This window comes from Streptomyces sp. NBC_00154 (genome assembly GCF_026342835.1).
Classification (GTDB): domain Bacteria; phylum Actinomycetota; class Actinomycetes; order Streptomycetales; family Streptomycetaceae; genus Streptomyces.
Genome location: NZ_JAPEMI010000001.1, coordinates 5,449,112 through 5,468,287, shown reverse-complemented (window position 1 = coordinate 5,468,287; position 19,176 = coordinate 5,449,112). Strand labels below are relative to the sequence as shown.

Genomic DNA, 19,176 nt, shown 5'->3' with positions numbered 1-19,176 from the left:
GTCAAGCGCTCCCACATCGACTTCGGTCGCGTGTGGTCCTCCTCCTGTTGAGCTGACCCCCTGCGGTTCCTCGCGTCCGTGCCCCGCGCCGTGTCCGGCGCCTGAGCACCGTTCCCTGCGCGTCTTCACGTACACAACATCGCTGCACCCTCCCCTCAGGTTGTTCGCCGTTCCGAGCTCCTTCCGCTCTTCCTTCGCCCCGCCCGTGGCCGTGCTGCCGTGGCGCGCCGCCCGGCGCTGCCCGGCTGCCCGCGCACGGTCGACGAACCTGGAGAACCACACCTCATGCCCCGTACCCGGCACACCGCCGCCTTCGCGCTGATCACCGTCGCCGCATTCGCTCTCACCGCGTGCGGGTCCGGCGATCCGGCAGCCGCTCCGGCCGGCGCGGCCACCTCCGCCAAGGGGATGATTCCGACGCAGGACGTCGTGTCGTCGGTGAAGAAGAACAAGGCCGCGGCCGCGCTGCTGCCCGCCGAGGTCCGCGCCTCCGGCACACTGACCATCGCCTCCAGCGTCGGCACGCCGCCCGGCGCCACCTATCTGCCGGACGGGAAGACCGTGGCCGGCACCGACATCGACGTCGCGGACGCCGTGGCCAGGGCGCTGGGGCTGAAGCTGAAGCGCGAGGTGGCTGCCTTCGAGGCGATCCTGCCTGCGCTGGGCAGCGGGAAGTACGACCTGGGGACGGGAAACTTCGGGGTCACCGACGAGCGCCGCCGGACGATCGACTTCGTCACGTACCTCAATGACGGGCAGGGCTTCGCGGTCCGCGACGACAGCAAACTGTCGAAGGTCACCGATCTCACCCAGCTCTGCGGCCTGACCGTGGGCACCGCCGCCGGTACCACCTTCGAAGTGACGCTGGAGGAGAACAAGCACCGGTGCGCCGAGGCGGGCAAGAAGCCGTACGACGTGAAGACCTACTCCGATCTGGCGGCCGTCTGGGCCTCGCTCCAGCAGGGCCGCAGCGACGTGGTGATGTCGACCATCAACGGGTTGCGCTATGCGGTGGACCAGCAGCAGGGCGTGCGCTTCCTCAATGAGTTCAAGCGGCTCGATGTCGGCTTCGCGTTCAACAAGGGCACCCCGCTGGCGCCCGCCTTCCAGGCGGCGGTCAATGGGCTCAAGGCGGACGGAACGTACGACCGCATCCTGAAGAAGTGGGGCATCGACGCGTCGGCGATCGAGTCCTCGCAGATCTCGCCGCCCGAGATCAAGTGACCCCGGGGCCGCTGAGCCGGCCCGAGGAGTGGCTCAGCAGTCGCACCCGCAGTCGCAGTCGCAGCAGTCGCAGGAGCTGCAGCAGTCCCCGCAGTTGCTGCAGCAGTCGCACGCATCGCAGCAGTCGCTGCAGTCGCACTGGCTGCACAGCCCCTCGCGCCGCTGCCGGCTCCACGGGTCCTCGAAGGTCCCGCAGCACATCTGGCAGGTGCAGGCGAGGCCCGCCCACACCAGGCAGCCCGTGATCAGCCCACGCCGGTCGCGCGGCGGCTCCGGCGGGGGCTGAGGCGGGCCGAACGGGCTGCCGGGGTTGTTCGGCGCGTACGGATTGCCCGGCGGCGGCCCGAAGGACCCGGTCTGCCGCAGCCCCGCCGCGTCGCCGGGCGACCTCGGGGAGGACTCCGCCTGCCGGCTGTCCGTCAGATCCCCACCGATGAGCTGGGCATCCGCCCGGTGCGAGCACGTCTGCGTGGCGAAGGCCCGGTCCACCGAACGCCGCAGTTCGTGTACGAGCAGCAGATGCGTCAGCTTGTCGTCGGTGAATTCGGCGTCGCGCAGCGCCAGCCGCACACCACGCAGCGCGTCGTCGCACAACCGCCGGGCCTCGGCGCGCGAGGTGCCGGTGGCGGTGAGCGGGTTCCAGGCACCCGACGCGGCGTCAGCTTCCTGGTCCTCCACGGCATCCAGCAGATGCGCGAGCCGCCCGAAGAGCCGGCCGGCCTCGGCGATGGGTTCGGCGTTCTGCGGTCGGCCCGCGAGTGCGGCGGTGTGGGCGAAGGCCGCCGCGGTGGCCGTCTCGGTGGGCTCCGTGACCGTCAGCAGCGGGGTGCCCGGCCCGGCGAGCCGTTCGATGCCGGTCTGCCGGTCGACGGCGTCGACGAGGACGGCGGTGTCGAACCCCAGCTCCGCGCCGGTACGCGCCCCGGCCCGGTCCCAGCCTGTGGCGACCCGGCGGGCGGCCGCGGCGACCGGGCGGCGACTCAACAGCCCGTCCTGGTCCGCTATGTGGTCCCGTACCTTCGCCGAGGCGAGCACCAGCGAGACGGCGGCTGCCAGTCTTGCCCCCTCGCCGCGGGCGACCGGAGCGGTCCGCATGGAGCGCAGTGGACAGGGCCCCGCGGTGCGTCGCCATCCGGTGGTGCGCTCCGCCTGAGCCTCCGTCAGAACCGAGACGATCAGGCCGTCATAGTTCGTGACGATCCGGGCGAACTGCCCGTGGTCCGAGCGAAGTGCGAGGCAGAGCCCGCAGAGATGGGCCATCCACTCGGCCTTGAGGCGCTCCGACAACCGATGGGCGCAGGGCCTGACTATTCCGAACACGACGATCCCCCGAGAGTCGCTCCGTTGTGCGCCGCACTCGTGCGCGTGCGCGACGGGCATCGTATCGAGTGAACCGTTCACCCGTACGCACCCCACGTCACCCGTACGGACCGGGACATCATATTCTCTTTTCACCAGGGGCCCTATGCAGGAGGAACCTTGACGAATCGCCACATCTTCTGCACCAGTAACGTCACGAATCCCCTGCGCGCCGACTATCCACTTGGCGCACGATCCGCATCATGGTCGACCATAGGGATACGAATGAGATGCGGAACACCAAGGAACCGCGGTGAGAGGAGGCGTCCATGGGATCGGTGCGCAAGGCGAGTGCCTGGCTGGGCCTCGTAGAGGACAACGACGAGCGTTACTACGACGACGACGACGAGTACGCCGAGGGTGCACGGACCGGGACCGGCAATGCCTGGGTGACCGACCCACGGGTGCAGGTGGTCTCCGAGGCGGCCGAGGAGACGGGCCGCCGGATCGCCACAGTCACCCCGGACAGCTTCCGGGACGCCCGCGGCATCGGCGAACTCTTCCGGGACGGCGTCCCGGTGATCATGAACCTCACGGCCATGGACCCCTCGGACGCGAAGCGGGTCGTGGACTTCGCCGCGGGGCTGATCTTCGGACTGCGCGGGTCGATCGACCGCGTAGCCACCCGCGTCTTCCTGCTGACCCCGGCCGACACCCACGTGGTCAGCGGCGAAGCCGCCGGCCGACCGGCCGACGGCTTCTTCAACCAGAGCTGAGCAGGGCGCTCGCCGGATCGGTCCGGCCGGCGTCCCGTTCTACCGGAATGCGTCCAGACCGGTGAGCGCCTTGCCCAGCACCAGCTGGTGCATCTCCACGGTGCCCTCGTAGGTGAGCACCGACTCCAGATTCGTCGCATGCCGCATCACCGGGTATTCGAGCGAGATCCCGTTGGCGCCGAGAATGGTGCGTGACGTGCGGCAGATCTCGATCGCCTCCCGCACATTGTTGAGCTTTCCGAAACTGACCTGTTCCGGGCGGAGCCTGCCCGCGTCCATCCGACGGCCCAGATGGTGGGCGAGCAGGATGCCCTTGTGCAGTTCGACGGCCATGTCCGCGAGTTTGGCCTGAGTGAGCTGGAAGCCGCCGATCGGCCTCCCGAACTGTTCCCGGGTCTTCGCATAGTCGACCGCTGCCTCGAAGCTGGCTCGTGCCGCGCCCATGGCTCCCCAGACGATGCCGTAGCGGGCGTGGCCGAGGCAGCTGAGCGGGCCGCGCAGGCCGGTGACCCCGGGGAGTACGGCATCGGCGGGCAGCCGTACCTCGTCGAGCACCAGCTCACTGGTGACGGAGGCGCGCAGCGACCACTTGTGCTTGATCTCGGGCGCCGAGAAGCCGGGGGTATCGGTCGGCACGACGAAGCCGCGGATGCCCTCGTCGGTCTGTGCCCAGACGACGGCCACCCCGGCCACCGAGCCGTTGGTGATCCACATCTTGCGGCCGCTGAGGACCCAGTCTCCCCCGCTCCCGGCCTCGTCCGAGCGGGAGGTGCCCCCTGGTTCGCGCTTGGCGTACGTCCGCATCCCGGCCGGGTCGGAGCCGTGGTCCGGCTCGGTGAGCCCGAAGCAGCCGATGATCTCGCCGGCTGCCATCCCGGGCAGCCACCGCTCCTTCTGCTCCTCCGAGCCGAAGCGGTGGATGGCGTACATGGCGAGGGAGCCCTGGACCGAGACGAGCGAGCGGATCCCGGAGTCCGCCGCTTCGAGCTCCAGGCAGGCCAGTCCGTACTGAACGGCGGTGGCGCCCGCGCAGCCGTACCCCTGGAGGGACATGCCGAGGGCACCGATCGAACCGAGCTCGCGGGCCAGCTCACGGATGCCGGGCAGCTCGCCGTTCTCGTACCACTCGGCGATATGCGGCAGGACCCGGTCGGTGGCCCAGGCGCGGACGGTGGAGCGGATCGCGAGGTCCTCGGCGCCGAGCAGATCGTCGATGCCGATCGGGTCGGCGGGGTCGAACGGCGGCAGCTTCGACGGCTTCGCGGACTCAGCGGACTCGGTGGTGGACATGGGAGTGCCTCCGGCGGCTCGCACGGTACTAAAACTAGCAGTGTTAGTTATGGCGTCGTGCTGACGTTACGGCTCAGTGTGCCGCTCGTCCAGAGCCGGTGGCCTCGGCGGGTTGCCGCCGGACCGGGAGCGAACGGGGCCGGTTCGGACGGTCCTGTCCAGGGGCTCCCGGGGCGCCGTGGAACGCCCGGGCCTCACTGGACTCGCGGTCGTCCTGCACATCGCGCGGATCGCAGAGAACCCGCGGCGGGCACTCCATCACCCGCGGCAGCCGCAGCGCGGCGAGCGCGCCGAGCAGCAGCAGCCCCGCACTGACCAGCAGCGTGACATGCAGACCGTTGACGAAGGCGTGCCGGGCGGTGCTGCGCAGCACCTCGCCCAGCGGACCGCCCAGCTGGGACGCCACCTGATAGGCCTCGCCCAGCGAGTGGGAGGCGGCGGTGGAGGCCTCGGCGGGAACGCCCGCCCCGGAGAGCCTGGCCAGCCCGGGGGTGTAGGCGGCGTTCATCACGCTGCCGAGCAGCGCGATCCCCATACCCGCTCCCAGCTGGTACGAGGTCTCGCCGATGGCCGCCGCGCCACCAGCCCGGTCGGCGGGGGCCTCGCTGAGCATCGATTCGTACGCACCGAAGAGCGTGGACTGGAGCCCGAAGCCGAGTACGACGAACGCAACGGTCAGCAGACCGGGCCGGTCGTGCTGCCCCATCAGGGTCAGGATCAGCACCGAGGCCGCCGTGAGCACGAAGCCCCAGCCGACCATCCGGCGCGGGCCGATCCGGCGCAGGGTGTACGAGCCGGTGGCGCCCGCCGCCATCGCGGCGAAGGTGAGCGGCAGCAGCCGCAGACCGGTCTCCAGCGGGCTGAGGCCCAGGACCAGCTGGAGGTACTGGACGGCGATCAGTTCGAGACCGACCAGCGCCAGCATGGCGAGGACGATGCAGCCGACCGCGGTGGAGAAGGCGGGTCTGGCGAACATCCCGATGTCGATCAGTGGATGCGTACGGCGCTTCTGCCGTCGTACGAACGCGACGAGCAGCGCGCCGCCCAGGAACAGCGGTACGAGGGTGGCGAGGACGAAAATGCCCCCGCCGGTGCCCGCGCGCTTCACACCGAGGACCACACCGAGTACTCCGGCCGCGGCCATCAGCGCGCCGAACACGTCCCAGGGGCCGTCATTGCTGCCCCGTGATTCGGGCAGCAGCAGCCGGCCGACCGGAAGGATGAGGGCCATCAGCGGGATGTTGATCAGAAAGACCGAGCCCCACCAGAAGTGCTCGACGAGGAAGCCGCCGATGACCGGTCCGATGGCCGCGCCGACAGCGGCGACCGCGGTCCACACCCCGATGGCGACGGCCCGTTCACGCCGGTCGGGGAAGACCTGGCGGAGGATCGACAGCGTCGCCGGCATGATCATCGCGCCGCCGACCCCGAGCAGGGCGCGCGCCGCTATGAGTACGCCCGGACTGTCGGCCATCGCGGCAACCGCGGAGGCGACCGCGAAGAGGGCGTAGCCGAGCAGCAGTATGCGGCGGCGGCCGACCCGGTCACCAAGGGTGCCGAAGAGGATCAGCAGTGAGGCGCAGACCAGTGGATAGGCGTCGACGATCCAGAGCAGACCGACGGCACTCGGCCGCAGGTCCTCGGTGACGGCGGGGACGGCGACGTGCAGCACGGTCGCGTCGAGCGCCACGAGCAACAGGCTGAGGCAGAGGACGACCAGGACGACCCATCGGTTGGCACCGTCGGCGGCTGCGCGCAGCCGGAGTCGGGCTGTGGTCGTCCCGGACATGCATGTACCTCCCAAAAGGCCTCGCGCTCGGCAGGCCAACCGGGGATGCAGCGTCTGCTGCCCCTCCAGGCCCGGCATCGACGGGCGAGTGATCCGCGTCAGCGTACGCGAGTTCGGCGTGGCCACACGTGGTCCATCTCATACCGCGGCGGACCACGGAGTGTGGCGTACGCCACGCCGGATCCCGCAGCCGGCCCGGCCGGACGGCGCCCGTCGCCGCCGTGGACGCACACCGGACTCGCCCCGTGACCGCCCCAGCACCGTCCGTTCACCCGGACGTGACGGCCGGAGAAATGCATACCGCATCGATTTTTGTTATTCACGGACACTCAAACACCCTTCCGAAATGAGTGCGGGAAAATAGATCGGAAGGTCGCCGGGATTCACCGAACGGTCAGGAAAAGATGCCCGGCTGAGACATAGTCCACATCACATCGTCATCACAAAGCGGCCGGATCGACCGGAACGCGCACTCACTCGCTGTAACGTCGATTGGGTGCGTACCGACATCTTTGCCCGGCTGGACCGGGAGCCGGAACCGCCGAAGATAGAGCCACCGCGGATGAGCCGTCACCGCATCGCTCTCTTCGGCGGGACGTTGGCGTTCTATCTCGCCATCGTCTTTGCCGTACTGATCGGCTCCTGGCTGGTGACCCTGGACTGGAAGGTCATGCTGTTCCGGCCCTACCAGCAGTGGCCCGGAATCCACGCCTTCCTCGACTACTACGTCGTACTGGGCCAGCGAGGCCCCACGGCCGTGATGGTCGCCTGCTGGCTCGGCTGGCGCTCCTGGCGGCAGCACACGCTGCGGCCCCTGCTGACGCTGGGCGCCTCACTGCTGCTGCTCAACCTGACGGTGGGTGCGGTCAAGCTCGGCCTGGGCCGGCTCGGCCCGCACTACGCGACCCAGATCGGCTCCGCCGAGCTCTTCGCCGGCGGCGATATATTCCCGTCCGGGCACACCGCCAACGCGGTCGTGACCTGGGGAATCCTCGCCTACCTGGCCACCACCCCGAGGGCCAGGCGCTATCTGTCGGCCCTCTCGGCAGTGGTCTCGCTCGGGGTCGGGCTCACGACCGTCTATCTCGGCACGCACTGGCTCAGCGATGTGCTGCTGGGCTGGACCGCGGGACTGCTGATCCTGCTGGGCCTGCCGTGGGTCGAGCCGCTGATCACCCGCGCCGAGGACTGGATCTTCGCGGTGCGCGAGCAGTGGCGCGCGCGGGGCAGGGCAGTGCCTTCGGTGCCTGTCGCGGCCGGCGGCCCCCGGACCGTGCTGCTGCCGCAGCGCGCCGGTGCCGACGCCTTGGACGAGGACCCGGCGCTCGAACCGGTCGCCGCGGGAAGCCACGCGGGGGCCGCGGCCCCCGCGGCGGGTGCCCGGCCACGGGCCCATACGACGCACACGGTGCGCTCGGAGCGGACGCCCAGCACCCCGGCCGGCAGCCGCCGCCCGCCGCACGCGGACCGTACGCCGCGCGGCGGCACCAGCCCGGCCCGCCCGATGAGCGGCGGCTGACGGACCGAACCCCCACGCGTCGGGGACGGTACGCACAGCCTCGCCCCGCACAGTCAAGGCCCCGACCTCGGTCGGGGCCTTGCTCGTGTCGCGGGTCTGTCGCAGCCGCTGTGGGTCTCAGCCCACCCAGCAGCGGGTCACGACGGCGTCGTCGACCTCGAAATTGATCCGTCCGGCCCGGTACTCCATGGTGATGATCGCGCCCGGCGGCAGCGATCTGACGCTGCTCCAGCCACGCGCACGGGCCCTCCGCTCGGCGGCTTCGGCGGCGAGGCCGACGTACGCGCCGGGTGTGTCGTCGGGCTGTGCGGGAGGAGTCGGTATAGGTGCCATGTCTCTCACCGTAGGCGGCCCCGGACGGGTACGGAAGCCTGGCTCCGGCGGCGGCGCGGCATCCTCACGTACGCCACCGGTCACGCTTGTGTCACAGGATCACTACACACGTTTACTCGAACTGGTTCACTCGAACGTGCGGTCCGTAAGCCGACGCACAGTAATCGCAGAAGCCGAAGAATGATCTCGGAACGGACGGAGAAACCAAACAAATTTCGGCATCCCAGGTAGTGGAAATTCCCGTCCCGGGCGGTGTACGGAAAATGAAACCGAGCACCGGGAATTCACGCTTCCTTATGGCGTACTTATCTTTTGGACACGATATCCACACCATCGGACCGGGACGGCCGCCCACATCCACCCGTATACCGGACACAGCGAGTTGACAGACGAAAGAGCGCGGCACGGTTCAGTCGAGCGCCCGGGACAACCGGTCCCGGGCGGTCCTGATCGCGTCGGTGAGCTCCTGCGGCTCGACGACTTCGAAGTCGAAGCCCATGAGCATCACATGGATCACCAGAACGTCCAGACCGGCCGCCCCGGTGCGCAGCAGGCAGCTGTCCTCGTCGATCCGCTCCAGCACACCCGAGGACGGCGAGATCCGCTCGGCCGCCCGCTCGACGGGCACCTTCAGCCGGATCACGGCACGCGCCGTGTACGCGGCGGTGGAGACGCCCTTGGAGACATACGCGGCCAGGTCTTCGGCGGGCGGGCGGCGCGGGACGAAACGGGGACCGTGCGGCGGTGCGGGGGTGATCCGGTCCGCCCGGAAGGTACGCCAGTCCGCGCGGTCCAGGTCCCAGGCGACGAGATACCAACGGCGCTCCGTGCACACCAGCCGGTGGGGTTCGACGGTCCGGCGCGATACGGAGCCGTCATGGGCGCGGTACGCGAAGCGCAGCCGCTCGCCGTCCCGGCAGGCCCCGGCCAGCTCGGTGAGAACCCCCGAATCGACGGTCGACGCGTCGGGGCCGCGCAGCATGGGCACGGTGAAGGCGCCCAGCGCGCTCACCCGCCGGCGCAGCCTGTTCGGCAGTACCTGCTCGAGCTTGGCGAGTGCGCGTACGGAGGTCTCCCCGATGCCCTCCACACCGTTGCCGGCCGCTGTGCGCAGCCCGACCGCGACCGCGACGGCCTCCTCGTCGTCGAGGAGCAACGGCGGCAGCTCGGCCCCGGCACCGAGCTGGTAGCCGCCGCCGGTGCCAGGGCTTGCGTTGACGGGATAGCCGAGCTCCCGCAGCTTGTCGACGTCGCGCCGGACGGTCCGGGGGGTGACGCCGAGCCGGTCGGCGAGCTCGGCGCCGGACCAGTCCCGGTGGGCTTGCAGCAGTGAGAGCAGGCGCAGCAGTCGTGCCGAGGTCTCCAACATGGGACGAGTCTGCCAGCGGTTGCGGACAGCCTGCGTCCGCAATCCGGATCGTCCTGCTGCGGGGCCCGGCTCCAGCCGCGCTCAACGCATAGACGACTTTCAGCCACTGGATACATTCGCTGTTTTCCTGATTTGTCGACCTGTCGTCGCACCCTCCCCTTCCTCGCCCGGTCTCGCCGATACGGGTTCGATCAGCGGGTATTGACCGGGAGTAAACCCATCGGTCCCCCGATTCACCCTCTGCGCCGGATGGTTCGATTCCGTTCCTTTTCCCGCGTGACCCCGGCCGCAGCTCACCCGTTGTCTGTTCATGAGCCGGGAACCGCCCGGCGCACGCACCGAGTTCGAGGAGCCACCCGTGCCGCGCATGCTCGACGTCAGCGAGGACGTACGCGCCGAGATCGGCGATGCCGAAGCCGATCGGCTGCTCGTCGGCGACAACGCCCCAGGCAGCTACGACTGCACCTCCTGCCGCACTCCGGGCGACTCGGAGCAGGAGCGCACCAGCACGGTGCTGTTCGTCGGCGACGAGACCGCCGTGCTCGCCTTCGCCCACGCGACCTGCATCCCCTCCCAGGTGGTCCAGGTCTCCGAGGAGCAGCTGCAGGGCGCCGTGCGCAGCATCACCGGCAGCGAGCCGGAGACCCCGGAGGGCCTCATGCCCGAGCAGGCCGTCCTGGGCATCACCAGCGGGCTCGTCCTGATCGATGACGAGCTCCACCCGGCGCTGGTCGTCGAGCCGACCGGCGCGATCACCCGCCCCGGCGCGTACGGCAGCGGGGGCGACGAGTTCCTGCAGCTTCTGCTGGAACAGGGCTTCCACCCGGTCCACCGGATGGACCAGGTGCCCGCCGTACTGCACGGCTGGTCGATCCTGCTCGCCATGGGCCAGCTGCACGCCGTCCTCCAGCCGGGGACGGGCGGCGGCGCCCCGGTCGCCTGGTGGCAGGCACATGCACCACTGCAGGTCACCGAGGGCTGGCGGGCCGCGGCCAACAAGTCTCAGACCGTGCTCGTCTTCGCCGCTCCGGTCGGATCGATCGGCCAGCAACCCCGCGAGGACCTGCTGCGCGACGCCCTGGAGAAGGCCGCGGCCAGCGGCCTCCTGGTCGCGGCCGCGATGCCGCTGGCCGGGACCTGATCATGTCCGTACGCTCCTCGCACCCCCGGCGAACAGCTATTTCTCCGCCGGGCCCGCATCCGACGGCCGATGGGGTCGTTGGCACATACGTGCACTCATACGACCCCTCCCACCAGCGCCCGAGCCCGATCCCTGCCATGCGTCCGTCGCAGGACCGCTCGGGCGGTCAGTCCCACACCCCGATCTACGACGCGCTGTACTCCGAGTACCGCCGGTCGTTCCGGGCGCTGCCAGGTGATCGGAGCGGCGAGGAGAACCTGGGCTTCGTGGCGTTCGGGAACAATATGTTCGGCAGCCGGGCCCCGCTGAGCGGCCACTCCGGCCACTCCGGCCCGGGCGCGCACACCGGAAGCCTCGGTTCCTGGCAGCGGGTCGGCCGGCACGCCGGGCGCCCCCAGCCGGCGGCGCTGCCCCCGGGATCCCGGGGAGCCTGACCGTACGGCGAAGCCCGGGCACGACGAAGCCCCGCACCGTTCACAGCAGGGACGGTACGGGGCTTCGTCATGTCCGGCCCCATGCGGCCGGAACGGGGCTGATCAGGCCCGCGTCACTTCTTGCGGCCGCGCTTCTCGCGGACCCGCACCGAGATGTGGATCGGGGTGCCCTCGAAGCCGAACTCCTCGCGCAGCCGGCGCTCGACGAAGCGGCGGTAGCCGTGCTCGAGGAAGCCGGAGGAGAAGAGCACGAACCGCGGCGGCTTGGTGCCGGCCTGGGTGCCGAAGAGGATGCGGGGCTGCTTGCCGCCGCGGACCGGGTGCGGGTGGGAGGCGACGATCTCACCGAGGAAGGCGTTCAGCCGACCGGTCGGGATCCGGGTCTCCCAGCCCTCGATCGCGGTCTCGATCGCCGGGACCAGCTTCTCCATGTGGCGGCCGGTGAGGGCCGAGACGTTGACCCGGGGGGCCCACGCGATCTGCGCGAGCTCCGTCTCGATCTCGCGCTCCAGGTAGTAGCGGCGCTCCTCGTCGAGGGTGTCCCACTTGTTGTACGCGACCACGAGCGCGCGCCCGGCCTCCACGGCCATGGTGATGATGCGCTGGTCCTGCACGCTGATGGACTCGCTGGCGTCGATCAGGACGACGGCGACCTCGGCCTTCTCGACGGCGGCCGCGGTACGCAGCGAGGCGTAGTAGTCCGCGCCCTCCTGGAGGTGGACGCGGCGGCGGATACCGGCCGTGTCGATGAACTTCCAGGTGATGCCGCCGAGCTGGATCAGCTCGTCGACCGGGTCACGGGTGGTGCCGGCCATTTCGTTGACGACGACCCGGTCCTCGTTCGCCACCTTGTTCAGCAGCGAGGACTTGCCGACGTTCGGACGGCCGATGAGCGCGATCCGGCGCGGGCCGCCGAGCGCGGTGCCGAAGCGCTGGGCCGGGGCCTCGGGCAGTGCTTCGAGGACGGCGTCGAGCAGGTCACCGGTGCCACGGCCGTGCAGCGAGGAGACCGGGTGCGGTTCGCCGAGACCGAGCGACCAGAGCGCGGTGGCGTCGGCCTCGCCGCTCTGGCCGTCGACCTTGTTGGCGCACAGCACGACGGGCTTGCCGGCCCGGCGCAGCAGCTTGACGACGGCCTCGTCGGTGTCGGTCGCGCCGACGGTCGAGTCGACGACGAAGACGACCGCGTCGGCGGCCTCGATCGCGTACTCCGCCTGGGCGGCGACGGAGGCGTCGATGCCCAGCACGTCCTGCTCCCAGCCGCCGGTGTCGACGACCTTGAAGCGGCAGCCGGCCCATTCGGCCTCGTACGTGACACGGTCCCGGGTGACGCCGGGCTTGTCCTCGACGACCGCCTCGCGGCGGCCGATGATCCGGTTCACCAGGGTCGACTTGCCGACGTTGGGGCGGCCGACGACGGCAAGGACGGGCAGCGGGCCGTGACCCGCTTCGTCGATCGCGCCCTCGACGTCCTCGACGTCGAAGCCCTCCTGCGCGGCGAGCTCCATGAACTCCGCGTACTCGGCGTCGCCAAGCGCTCCGTGCTCGTGGTCCGAGCCGTCGGAGTGAATCTGGTCGTTCATGAAGTCCGTTCCTCTTTGCATCATCATCGATGGACCACGATCACGCGGCCCACTACTCAAGTCTTACCTAGCGCCCGGTGAAACGCCTGGCGTTCTCCAGGTGCGAGGTCAGCCGTGCCTGGATCCGTACGGTCGCCTCGTCCAGCGCCTTCCGGGTCCGCAGGCCACTTCCGTCGCCCGCGTCAAAGGGATCGCCGAAGACGACGTCGACCCCGCTGCGCAACGGCGGCAGTGCCGATATCAACCGTCCGCGGCGCTCGGTGCTTCCCATGACGGCCACGGGCACGATCGGCGCCCCGCTGCGTACCGCGAAGTACGCGAGCCCGGCCCGCAGCGAGGCGAAGTCTCCTTCGCCCCGGGTGCCCTCCGGGAAGATCCCGAGCACCCCGCCGTTCTCCAGTACACCGAGGGCCTGGGTGATGGCGGTGCGGTCGGCGCTCGTACGGTCCACCTTCAGCTGACCGATTCCGCGCAGGAACGGGTCGAGGGGGCCGACGAACGCCTCTTTCTTGATCAGGAAGTGGACGGGCCGGGGCGCGGTGCCCATCAGCATCGGTCCGTCGATGTTGTGGGAGTGGTTCACCGCGAGTATGACGGGTCCGGAGGCGGGTACCCGCCACGCACCGAGGACGCGGGGCTTCCACAGCCCGTACATCAGCCCGATGCCGATCCCGCGCCCGACCGCCGCTCCGCGCAGCGTGGGCGTGCCCGAGGCTGCGGTCACTTCCCGGCCCGCTTCTCCTCGACAAGGGTGACGACGCACTCGATGACCTGCTGCAGGGTCAGGTCGGTGGTGTCCACCTCGACCGCGTCGTCCGCCTTGGCGAGCGGCGAGGTCTTGCGGCTGGAGTCCGCGGTGTCCCGCTTTATCAGCGCCTCCTTGGTGGTGGCGAGATCGGAGCCCTTCAGCTCTCCGCTGCGGCGGGCCGCGCGGGCCTCCGGGGAGGCGGTCAGGAAGATCTTGAGGTCGGCGTCGGGCAGCACGGTGGTGCCGATGTCACGGCCCTCGACGACGATGCCGATCTCGGCGGCCGCGGCGATGGACCGCTGCAGCTCGGTGATCCGGGCACGCACCTCGGGGACCGCGCTGACGGCGCTGACCTTCGAGGTGACCTCCTGCGTACGGATCGGGCCTGCGGCGTCCTCGCCGTCGACCGTGATCGTCGGGGCAGCCGGGTCCGTGCCGGAGACGATGACCGGCTTCGACGCGGCGGTCGCGACCTCCACGGCGTCCTGCACGTCGATGCCGTTGTTCAGCATCCACCAGGTGATCGCCCGGTACTGGGCACCGGTGTCCAGGTAGCTCAGGCCGAGCTTGGCGGCGACGGCCTTCGACGTGCTCGACTTGCCGGTGCCGGAGGGCCCGTCGATGGCGACGATCACTGCGGCCGGGGCCGTCCGGGCTGCGGCGCTTACGGTTTCCACGGTGGTGGACACCTTCCTGGTACACGGGGTGGGCGGGACGAGGGCGCGCGAACCCGCCCCGCACAAGGTTACCGAGTGTCGGGACGGTCCTTTGCACCCCTGTGGACAACTGCCGCGGACCCCGGCCGCCTGGGGCCTACTGGCGGATCGACCAGCCCCGCTCGCGAAGCGCCGAGGCGAGTGCCGGGGCCACGCTCGGCTCGACCATCAGCTGCACCAGGCCGGCCTGCTGCCCGGTGGCGTGCTCGATACGGACGTCCTCGACGTTGATCCCGGCCTTGCCCGCGTCCGCGAAGATCCCGGCCAGCTCGCCCGGCCGGTCGCTGATGAGCACGGCCACGATGTCGTATGCCGCCGGGGCCGCCCCGTGCTTCCCGGGGACCCTGACCCGGCCCGCGTTGCCGCGGCGCAGGACGTCCTCGATGGAGTCGGTGCCTTCGCGGCGCTTGTCGTCGTCGCCGGACTGGAGGCTGCGCAGCGCCCGGACCGTCCCCTCGAGATCGGCGGCGACCCCGGCGAGCACGTCCGCGACCGGTCCGGGGTTGGCGGAGAGGATCTCCACCCACATCCGGGGATCGGAGGCCGCGATCCGGGTGACATCCCTTATGCCCTGGCCACAGAGGCGTACGGCCGTCTCGTCGGCCTCCTCCAGCCGGGCGGCGACCATCGACGAGATCAGCTGCGGGGTGTGGGAGACGAGGGCGACGGCCCGGTCGTGGGCGTCGGCGTCCATGACGACCGGGACGGCGCGGCAGAGCGCGACCAGCTCCAGGGCGAGGTTGAGGACCTCGGTGTCGGTGTCCCGGGTCGGCGTGAGGACCCAGGGACGGCCCTCGAAGAGGTCGGCGGTGGCGGCGAGCGGGCCGGAACGCTCCTTGCCCGCCATGGGGTGCGTACCGATGTACGGCGTGAGGTCGACGCCGAGGGCTTCCAGCTCGCGGCGGGGGCCGCCCTTGACGCTGGCGACGTCGAGGTAGCCGCGGGCGATGCCGTCCCGCATGGCGGTGGCGAGCACCGAGGCCACATGGGCGGGCGGTACGGCGACGATCGCCAGGTCGACGCGGCCCTCGGGCGCCTCGTCCGTACCGGCGCCGAGCGCGGCCGCCGTGCGGGCCGACGCCGGGTCGTGGTCGACCAGGTGGACATGGATGCCGCGCCCGGCGAGGGCGAGGGCTGCGGAGGTGCCGACCAGGCCGGTTCCGATGACGACGGCAGTTCTCACTGGGCAATGTCCTTGCGGAGGGCGGCGGTGGCACCGAGGTAGACATGCTGTATCTCGGACTTCGCAAGGTACGTCTCGACATGGGCGAGGATGCGCACCACGCGGGGCATCGCCCCCACGATGTCGAGCTCCTGGGCGCAGATCAGCGGTACGTCGACGATGCCGATGCCCCGGGCGGCGGCGGCCGGGAAGTCGCTGTGCAGATCAGGGGTGGCGGTGAACCAGATGCTGATCAGGTCGTCGGCAACGAGGCCGTTACGCTCCAGGACGGCGGTGAGCAGGGCGCTGACCTGCTCGTCCATGTGTCCGGCCTCGTCCCGCTCCAGCTGGACCGCTCCACGGACCGCTCGTACCGCCACGTCTGGCTCCTCACTTCTTCGTGCGCTTCTCTTCATGCCGCTTCGCGCTTGTCGCGCCTGCCCTGTGCCCGCCTGCGTGATTTCAGCCTAGAGGGGCGGGGCGACGGGCGGCCGGGGTGCTCTGTGGGTGAGACGCGAGGTCAGCGGGGAGCGGCGGCAGTGTGCACGGCCAGCAGCATCCGCCAGATCCCGCCCGCCAGCTGCGCCGGGGTGGCATCGGTCCGGCCGTGCACCCAGTCGGCGAGGACACCGGTGAACAGTCCGGCGACGGCGCTCGCGATCAGGTCCTCCGCGGAGCCCGGAGGACGGCGACGGCGCAGTTCGCTGATGCTGCGCTGCCGCAGCTCCTGGTGCAGCAGCTCGCCGAGCGGTCCGCCGCCGCCGGCGCGCAGCAGGCTCCGGTAGACCTCGGCCCGGGTGCGGACTGCCGCCAGCAGGGCGACGAGCTCAGCGGGGGGCGCCTCGGGACCGGGCGGCACCTCGTCCCAGGCGTGCAGGGCCTCGACCGCCTGCCGGACGATCTCCGCGCAGGCGTCCACGGCCAGGGCGCGCAGATCGTCGTAGTGCAGATAGAAGGTGGCCCGGCCGACTCCGGCCCTGCGGACCACGTCGGAGACGCTGACCTCGTCGAGTGGCTGTTCCTCGCAGGCCGCGAGAAGCGCCTCGCGGAGCTTGCCGCGGGTGCGTGCCGTACGCGGATCTCCGCCGCCTGCCGTCGCTGCGGGCGTCATGGGCTCAGCCCGCGAGCAGGACGAGGACAAGGGCCGTGGCGGCGGGGGCCGCCTGGACGAGCAGGATCTTGCGGCTCACGGTGGCCGCTCCGTACACCCCGGCGACGATCAGGCAGCCGAGGAAGAAGATCTGCGCCTGGTACGCGACAGGGTCGCCCGCGATCAGACTCCAGACGAGTCCGGCGGCCATGAACCCGTTGTACAGGCCCTGGTTCGCGGCGAGCGTGGCGCTCTCCCGGGAGAACGCCGGGGTGGTGGCGAAGACCTTCCGGCCGCGCGCGGTGTCCCACAGGAACATTTCGAGCACCAGGAAATAGGCGTGGATCAGCGCGACCAGTGCGACCAGCACCTGGGCTGCGATGTGCATGGCGGATGGCCTCCCCTATCGATTTCCTGGACAACTGTACAGGAAATCGATACGGGGTTCGGCCGGCCCGGAACGCTCAGAGCGCCTGCGCCCGGATCAGGTCCTCGAGCGAGCCGCCCTTCGGGACCTCGCCCGCGGGGGTCAGCTTGTCGACCGCCTCGGGCAGCGACCTGGCGATGTCGTCGGCCGCCTGCTCCGTCGACACCCCCGCATCCTGGGCGACCTTCTGCAGGGTTTCGTCCGGCAGGGCCTGCGCGATCTGGGCACCGCTCACCGGTTTGTTCTCACCGGTCCCGACCCAGGACTGGGCCTGGTCGAGAAGGCCGGACTTGGTCAGCATCCCGATCAGGCCCTCAAGAGCGTTCGCACCGCCACCGGCCCCGCCGCCCGTGTTGCCGCCCAGCGTGCCCAGCAGTGCTCCGAGGATGTTCCCGGCGTTGCCGGAACCCCCGCCCTGGCTTCCGCCGCCCAGCAAGCTGCCCAGCAGACTGCCGAGGTCGTTTCCTGCCATGGTTCTGCCCTTCCGAAGGGGACGGATTATCGACAATGTCGATCAGAACCAGGGCTTCTGCCACTCGGGGCCCGACGGCCGCCGTCGGACCGACGGCCAAGGACATCCGCCGGCAACACGACCTCGGCGACCTCCGCGTCCGCACCGCAGCGCGTGCTGTCCTCCTGCCCGGACGACGAAGCACACGAGGCCCCCTCGCGTACCCTCACCCGCATGATCACCCCCGATGCCGAGACTCTCGTACGCGATCACACGGTCTACTCCTGTGTGATGGGCTCACGTGCGTTCGGGCTGGCCACGGGCGACAGCGACACCGACCGGCGCGGTGTCTTCCTGGCGCCGACCCCGCTGTTCTGGCGGTTCGACAAACCGCCGACGCATGTCGAGGGCCCGGCGCAGGAGCAGTTCTCCTGGGAGCTGGAGCGTTTTTGCGAGCTGGCGCTGCGTGCCAACCCCAATGTGCTGGAGTGCCTCCACTCGCCGCTGGTGGAACGGGCCGACGCGGTCGGCCATGAACTCCTCTCCCTGCGCGGCGCGTTCCTGTCCCGCCTCGCCCACCAGACCTTCGTCCGCTACGCGCTGGGGCAGCGCAAGAAGCTGGAGGCGGATGTCCGGCAGTACGGTGCGCCGCGCTGGAAGCACGCCATGCATCTGCTGCGACTGCTGGCGAGCGGCCGGGATCTGCTGCGTACGGGCGAGCTGACGATCGAGGTGGGCGAGGCCAGGGAGGACCTGCTCGCGGTGAAGCGGGGCGAGGTCCCGTGGCCGGAGGTGGAGCGCCGCATGACGCGGCTGGCCGAGGAGAACGACGCGTCGGCACCGGGCTCCCCGCTGCCACCGGAGCCGGACCGGGCCCGGGTGGAGGACTTCCTCGTCCGCACCCGCAGAGCGTCCGCATCGTTGCCCGACAAGGGGTGACCGGCCACCCTGACCGGCGTCCGCGACGTCCCGGCGGACGAGCGCAGACGCACGACAACCGATCATGCCCTTCAGGCTGTGGGGGAGCTTGAGGACAGAGTCCCGAGCCCTTTCAACCGCGCTCGCACCACGAGCTCGTGCAGCCCGTCGAACCCTCCCGCGCCATCCGGCAGCCCCGACTCCGTCTGCGCCTCGTCCAGCACCCGATGCAGCGCCTCGACGTCCCGGGACACGACCGCACCGTCCACACCCTCCGCTCCCCCGTGCTCGGCCGCGGCCTTCGCCTCGATCAGCTCGGGCAGATACGCGGGCGCCGCCACGTCCCCCAGGAGCGTCGGCAGATGCGCGAGCACCTCGCCACTGCGCATCAGATGAATGCCGGTCAGCAGCGCCCGGAATGTGTAGAGCAGCGGTTTCAGTTCGCCGGTCCTCTCGAACAGCCGCCACTGCGTGTTCGAGAACCCCCGGTAGTGGTGCGCGTGGTTGCGCGTCAGTACCGCGGGCGCCAGCTCGATCAGTTCCGCGTGCAGCTCACTCGTGTGCACCACCAGCGGCGACAGCAGCTGCTCCAGCACATAGCCGTTCGGCTTCAGCATCAGCCGGACGAACTTCCGCAGATCGTGGGTGACGAGGTCCATCTCGACCCCTTCCCGGTCCCACATCCGCGAGCGCGTCTCGTCCGGTTCGCGCAGCCCCACCAGGTCCTCGGCCGGCAGGAGGTGGACCCCCCGCAGGTCCACGTCCGAGTCCCGGGACGGAAACCCGTACAGATGCGCCCCGGAGACCGTGGCGAACAGCAACGGTCCCGGCTCTTCGGCGAGGACCGGGCCGAGGTCCGTGACCGGCAGCCCGGCCTCGTGGAGGTGGATCGTTTCCGTACGCATGG

20 protein-coding genes are annotated in these 19,176 nt (G+C 70.5%); 6 read left to right on the top strand and 14 right to left on the bottom strand.

Going from position 1 to position 19,176, the window contains the following annotated elements; all coding sequences use genetic code 11:
- Positions 1-285 precede the first annotated feature (285 nt).
- Positions 286-1,224, top strand: a complete 939-nt coding sequence (locus OHA03_RS24545) for an ABC transporter substrate-binding protein (RefSeq protein WP_267005942.1) — start codon at positions 286-288, stop codon at positions 1,222-1,224.
- A gap of 33 nt (positions 1,225-1,257) precedes the next feature.
- Here the strand turns inward: OHA03_RS24545 and OHA03_RS24540 are convergent, their stop codons facing one another.
- Positions 1,258-2,544: a DUF5685 family protein gene (locus OHA03_RS24540; protein ID WP_267005941.1), complete on the bottom strand. Its 1,287-nt coding sequence runs from the start codon at positions 2,542-2,544 to the stop codon at positions 1,258-1,260.
- Between the two features lie 308 nt (positions 2,545-2,852).
- Here OHA03_RS24540 and OHA03_RS24535 point away from each other — a divergent pair, with 308 nt between their 5' ends.
- Positions 2,853-3,299, top strand: a complete 447-nt coding sequence (locus tag OHA03_RS24535) for a cell division protein SepF (RefSeq protein ID WP_030917985.1) — start codon at positions 2,853-2,855, stop codon at positions 3,297-3,299.
- Between the two features lie 39 nt (positions 3,300-3,338).
- Here OHA03_RS24535 and OHA03_RS24530 read toward each other — a convergent pair whose 3' ends face one another.
- Both OHA03_RS24530 and OHA03_RS24525 read right to left on the bottom strand, forming a co-directional pair.
- A complete protein-coding gene (locus tag OHA03_RS24530; protein ID WP_267005940.1) occupies positions 3,339-4,589 on the bottom strand; it encodes an acyl-CoA dehydrogenase family protein in 1,251 nt (416 codons plus the stop codon).
- Positions 4,590-4,662: 73 nt separating this feature from the next.
- A complete protein-coding gene (locus OHA03_RS24525; RefSeq protein WP_267005939.1) occupies positions 4,663-6,378 on the bottom strand; it encodes an MFS transporter in 1,716 nt (571 codons plus the stop codon).
- Positions 6,379-6,874: 496 nt separating this feature from the next.
- Here OHA03_RS24525 and OHA03_RS24520 point away from each other — a divergent pair, with 496 nt between their 5' ends.
- A complete protein-coding gene (locus tag OHA03_RS24520; RefSeq protein WP_267005938.1) occupies positions 6,875-7,897 on the top strand; it encodes a phosphatase PAP2 family protein in 1,023 nt (340 codons plus the stop codon).
- Between the two features lie 117 nt (positions 7,898-8,014).
- Here the strand turns inward: OHA03_RS24520 and OHA03_RS24515 are convergent, their stop codons facing one another.
- On the bottom strand, positions 8,015-8,230 hold the full coding sequence (locus tag OHA03_RS24515) for an I78 family peptidase inhibitor (protein WP_030917974.1): 216 nt from the start codon (positions 8,228-8,230) through the stop codon (positions 8,015-8,017).
- 409 nt (positions 8,231-8,639) lie between these two features.
- A complete protein-coding gene (locus OHA03_RS24510) occupies positions 8,640-9,599 on the bottom strand; it encodes a YafY family protein (RefSeq protein ID WP_267005937.1) in 960 nt (319 codons plus the stop codon).
- Between the two features lie 358 nt (positions 9,600-9,957).
- Here OHA03_RS24510 and OHA03_RS24505 point away from each other — a divergent pair, with 358 nt between their 5' ends.
- Positions 9,958-10,740 carry a hypothetical protein gene (locus OHA03_RS24505; RefSeq protein WP_267008145.1) on the top strand — a complete coding sequence of 261 codons (783 nt, stop codon included), beginning with the start codon at positions 9,958-9,960 and terminating at the stop codon, positions 10,738-10,740.
- Between the two features lie 137 nt (positions 10,741-10,877).
- Positions 10,878-11,174: a hypothetical protein gene (locus tag OHA03_RS24500; RefSeq protein ID WP_267005936.1), complete on the top strand. Its 297-nt coding sequence runs from the start codon at positions 10,878-10,880 to the stop codon at positions 11,172-11,174.
- 113 nt (positions 11,175-11,287) lie between these two features.
- On the opposite strand, the gene der is transcribed toward OHA03_RS24500, so the two are convergent.
- The 8 genes from der to OHA03_RS24460 form a co-directional block, all read right to left on the bottom strand.
- A complete protein-coding gene (gene der, locus OHA03_RS24495) occupies positions 11,288-12,757 on the bottom strand; it encodes a ribosome biogenesis GTPase Der (protein ID WP_267005935.1) in 1,470 nt (489 codons plus the stop codon).
- A 67-nt stretch (positions 12,758-12,824) separates the two neighbouring features.
- Complete coding sequence (locus OHA03_RS24490; protein WP_267005934.1) at positions 12,825-13,481, bottom strand: 1-acyl-sn-glycerol-3-phosphate acyltransferase; 657 nt, start codon at positions 13,479-13,481, stop codon at positions 12,825-12,827.
- The gene (cmk, locus tag OHA03_RS24485) at positions 13,478-14,194 is read right to left on the bottom strand and encodes a (d)CMP kinase (protein WP_267005933.1); all 717 of its coding nucleotides are present in this window, start codon (positions 14,192-14,194) and stop codon (positions 13,478-13,480) included. The genes OHA03_RS24490 and cmk overlap by 4 nt, the downstream gene beginning before the upstream one ends.
- A 124-nt stretch (positions 14,195-14,318) precedes the next feature.
- A complete protein-coding gene (locus OHA03_RS24480) occupies positions 14,319-15,404 on the bottom strand; it encodes a prephenate dehydrogenase (RefSeq protein WP_267005932.1) in 1,086 nt (361 codons plus the stop codon).
- Positions 15,401-15,763 (bottom strand): chorismate mutase, encoded by a 363-nt coding sequence (gene aroH, locus OHA03_RS24475; protein ID WP_267005931.1) that lies wholly within the window; start codon positions 15,761-15,763, stop codon positions 15,401-15,403. Before aroH ends, OHA03_RS24480 begins: the two co-directional genes overlap by 4 nt.
- Positions 15,764-15,903: 140 nt before the next feature.
- Positions 15,904-16,494, bottom strand: coding sequence for a TetR/AcrR family transcriptional regulator (locus tag OHA03_RS24470; protein WP_267005930.1), 591 nt, complete (start codon positions 16,492-16,494; stop codon positions 15,904-15,906).
- Positions 16,495-16,498: 4 nt separating this feature from the next.
- Positions 16,499-16,861, bottom strand: a complete 363-nt coding sequence (locus tag OHA03_RS24465; RefSeq protein ID WP_267005929.1) for a DUF1304 domain-containing protein — start codon at positions 16,859-16,861, stop codon at positions 16,499-16,501.
- Positions 16,862-16,937: 76 nt separating this feature from the next.
- The gene (locus tag OHA03_RS24460; RefSeq protein WP_267005928.1) at positions 16,938-17,372 is read right to left on the bottom strand and encodes a YidB family protein; all 435 of its coding nucleotides are present in this window, start codon (positions 17,370-17,372) and stop codon (positions 16,938-16,940) included.
- Positions 17,373-17,585: 213 nt separating this feature from the next.
- On the opposite strand from OHA03_RS24460, the gene OHA03_RS24455 reads away from it, so the two are divergent.
- Positions 17,586-18,290, top strand: coding sequence for a nucleotidyltransferase domain-containing protein (locus OHA03_RS24455; protein WP_267005927.1), 705 nt, complete (start codon positions 17,586-17,588; stop codon positions 18,288-18,290).
- Between the two features lie 71 nt (positions 18,291-18,361).
- Here the strand turns inward: OHA03_RS24455 and OHA03_RS24450 are convergent, their stop codons facing one another.
- The gene (locus tag OHA03_RS24450; RefSeq protein WP_267005926.1) at positions 18,362-19,174 is read right to left on the bottom strand and encodes a nucleotidyltransferase domain-containing protein; all 813 of its coding nucleotides are present in this window, start codon (positions 19,172-19,174) and stop codon (positions 18,362-18,364) included.
- Between the last annotated feature and the right edge of the window lie 2 nt (positions 19,175-19,176).

Bases quoted from the DNA above. Each gene is read 5' to 3' on its own strand.
- OHA03_RS24535 (WP_030917985.1), top strand. From the start codon at position 2,853: ATGGGATCGGTGCGCAAGGCGAGTGCCTGGCTGGGCCTCGTAGAGGAC.
- OHA03_RS24530 (WP_267005940.1), bottom strand. From the start codon at position 4,589: ATGTCCACCACCGAGTCCGCTGAGTCCGCGAAGCCGTCGAAGCTGCCG.
- OHA03_RS24455 (WP_267005927.1), top strand. From the start codon at position 17,586: ATGATCACCCCCGATGCCGAGACTCTCGTACGCGATCACACGGTCTAC.
- OHA03_RS24470 (WP_267005930.1), bottom strand. From the start codon at position 16,494: ATGACGCCCGCAGCGACGGCAGGCGGCGGAGATCCGCGTACGGCACGC.
- OHA03_RS24465 (WP_267005929.1), bottom strand. From the start codon at position 16,861: ATGCACATCGCAGCCCAGGTGCTGGTCGCACTGGTCGCGCTGATCCAC.
- OHA03_RS24510 (WP_267005937.1), bottom strand. From the start codon at position 9,599: ATGTTGGAGACCTCGGCACGACTGCTGCGCCTGCTCTCACTGCTGCAA.
- OHA03_RS24515 (WP_030917974.1), bottom strand. From the start codon at position 8,230: ATGGCACCTATACCGACTCCTCCCGCACAGCCCGACGACACACCCGGC.
- OHA03_RS24525 (WP_267005939.1), bottom strand. From the start codon at position 6,378: ATGTCCGGGACGACCACAGCCCGACTCCGGCTGCGCGCAGCCGCCGAC.
- OHA03_RS24545 (WP_267005942.1), top strand. From the start codon at position 286: ATGCCCCGTACCCGGCACACCGCCGCCTTCGCGCTGATCACCGTCGCC.
- OHA03_RS24450 (WP_267005926.1), bottom strand. From the start codon at position 19,174: ATGCGTACGGAAACGATCCACCTCCACGAGGCCGGGCTGCCGGTCACG.
- der (WP_267005935.1), bottom strand. From the start codon at position 12,757: ATGAACGACCAGATTCACTCCGACGGCTCGGACCACGAGCACGGAGCG.
- OHA03_RS24460 (WP_267005928.1), bottom strand. From the start codon at position 17,372: ATGGCAGGAAACGACCTCGGCAGTCTGCTGGGCAGCTTGCTGGGCGGC.
- OHA03_RS24500 (WP_267005936.1), top strand. From the start codon at position 10,878: ATGCGTCCGTCGCAGGACCGCTCGGGCGGTCAGTCCCACACCCCGATC.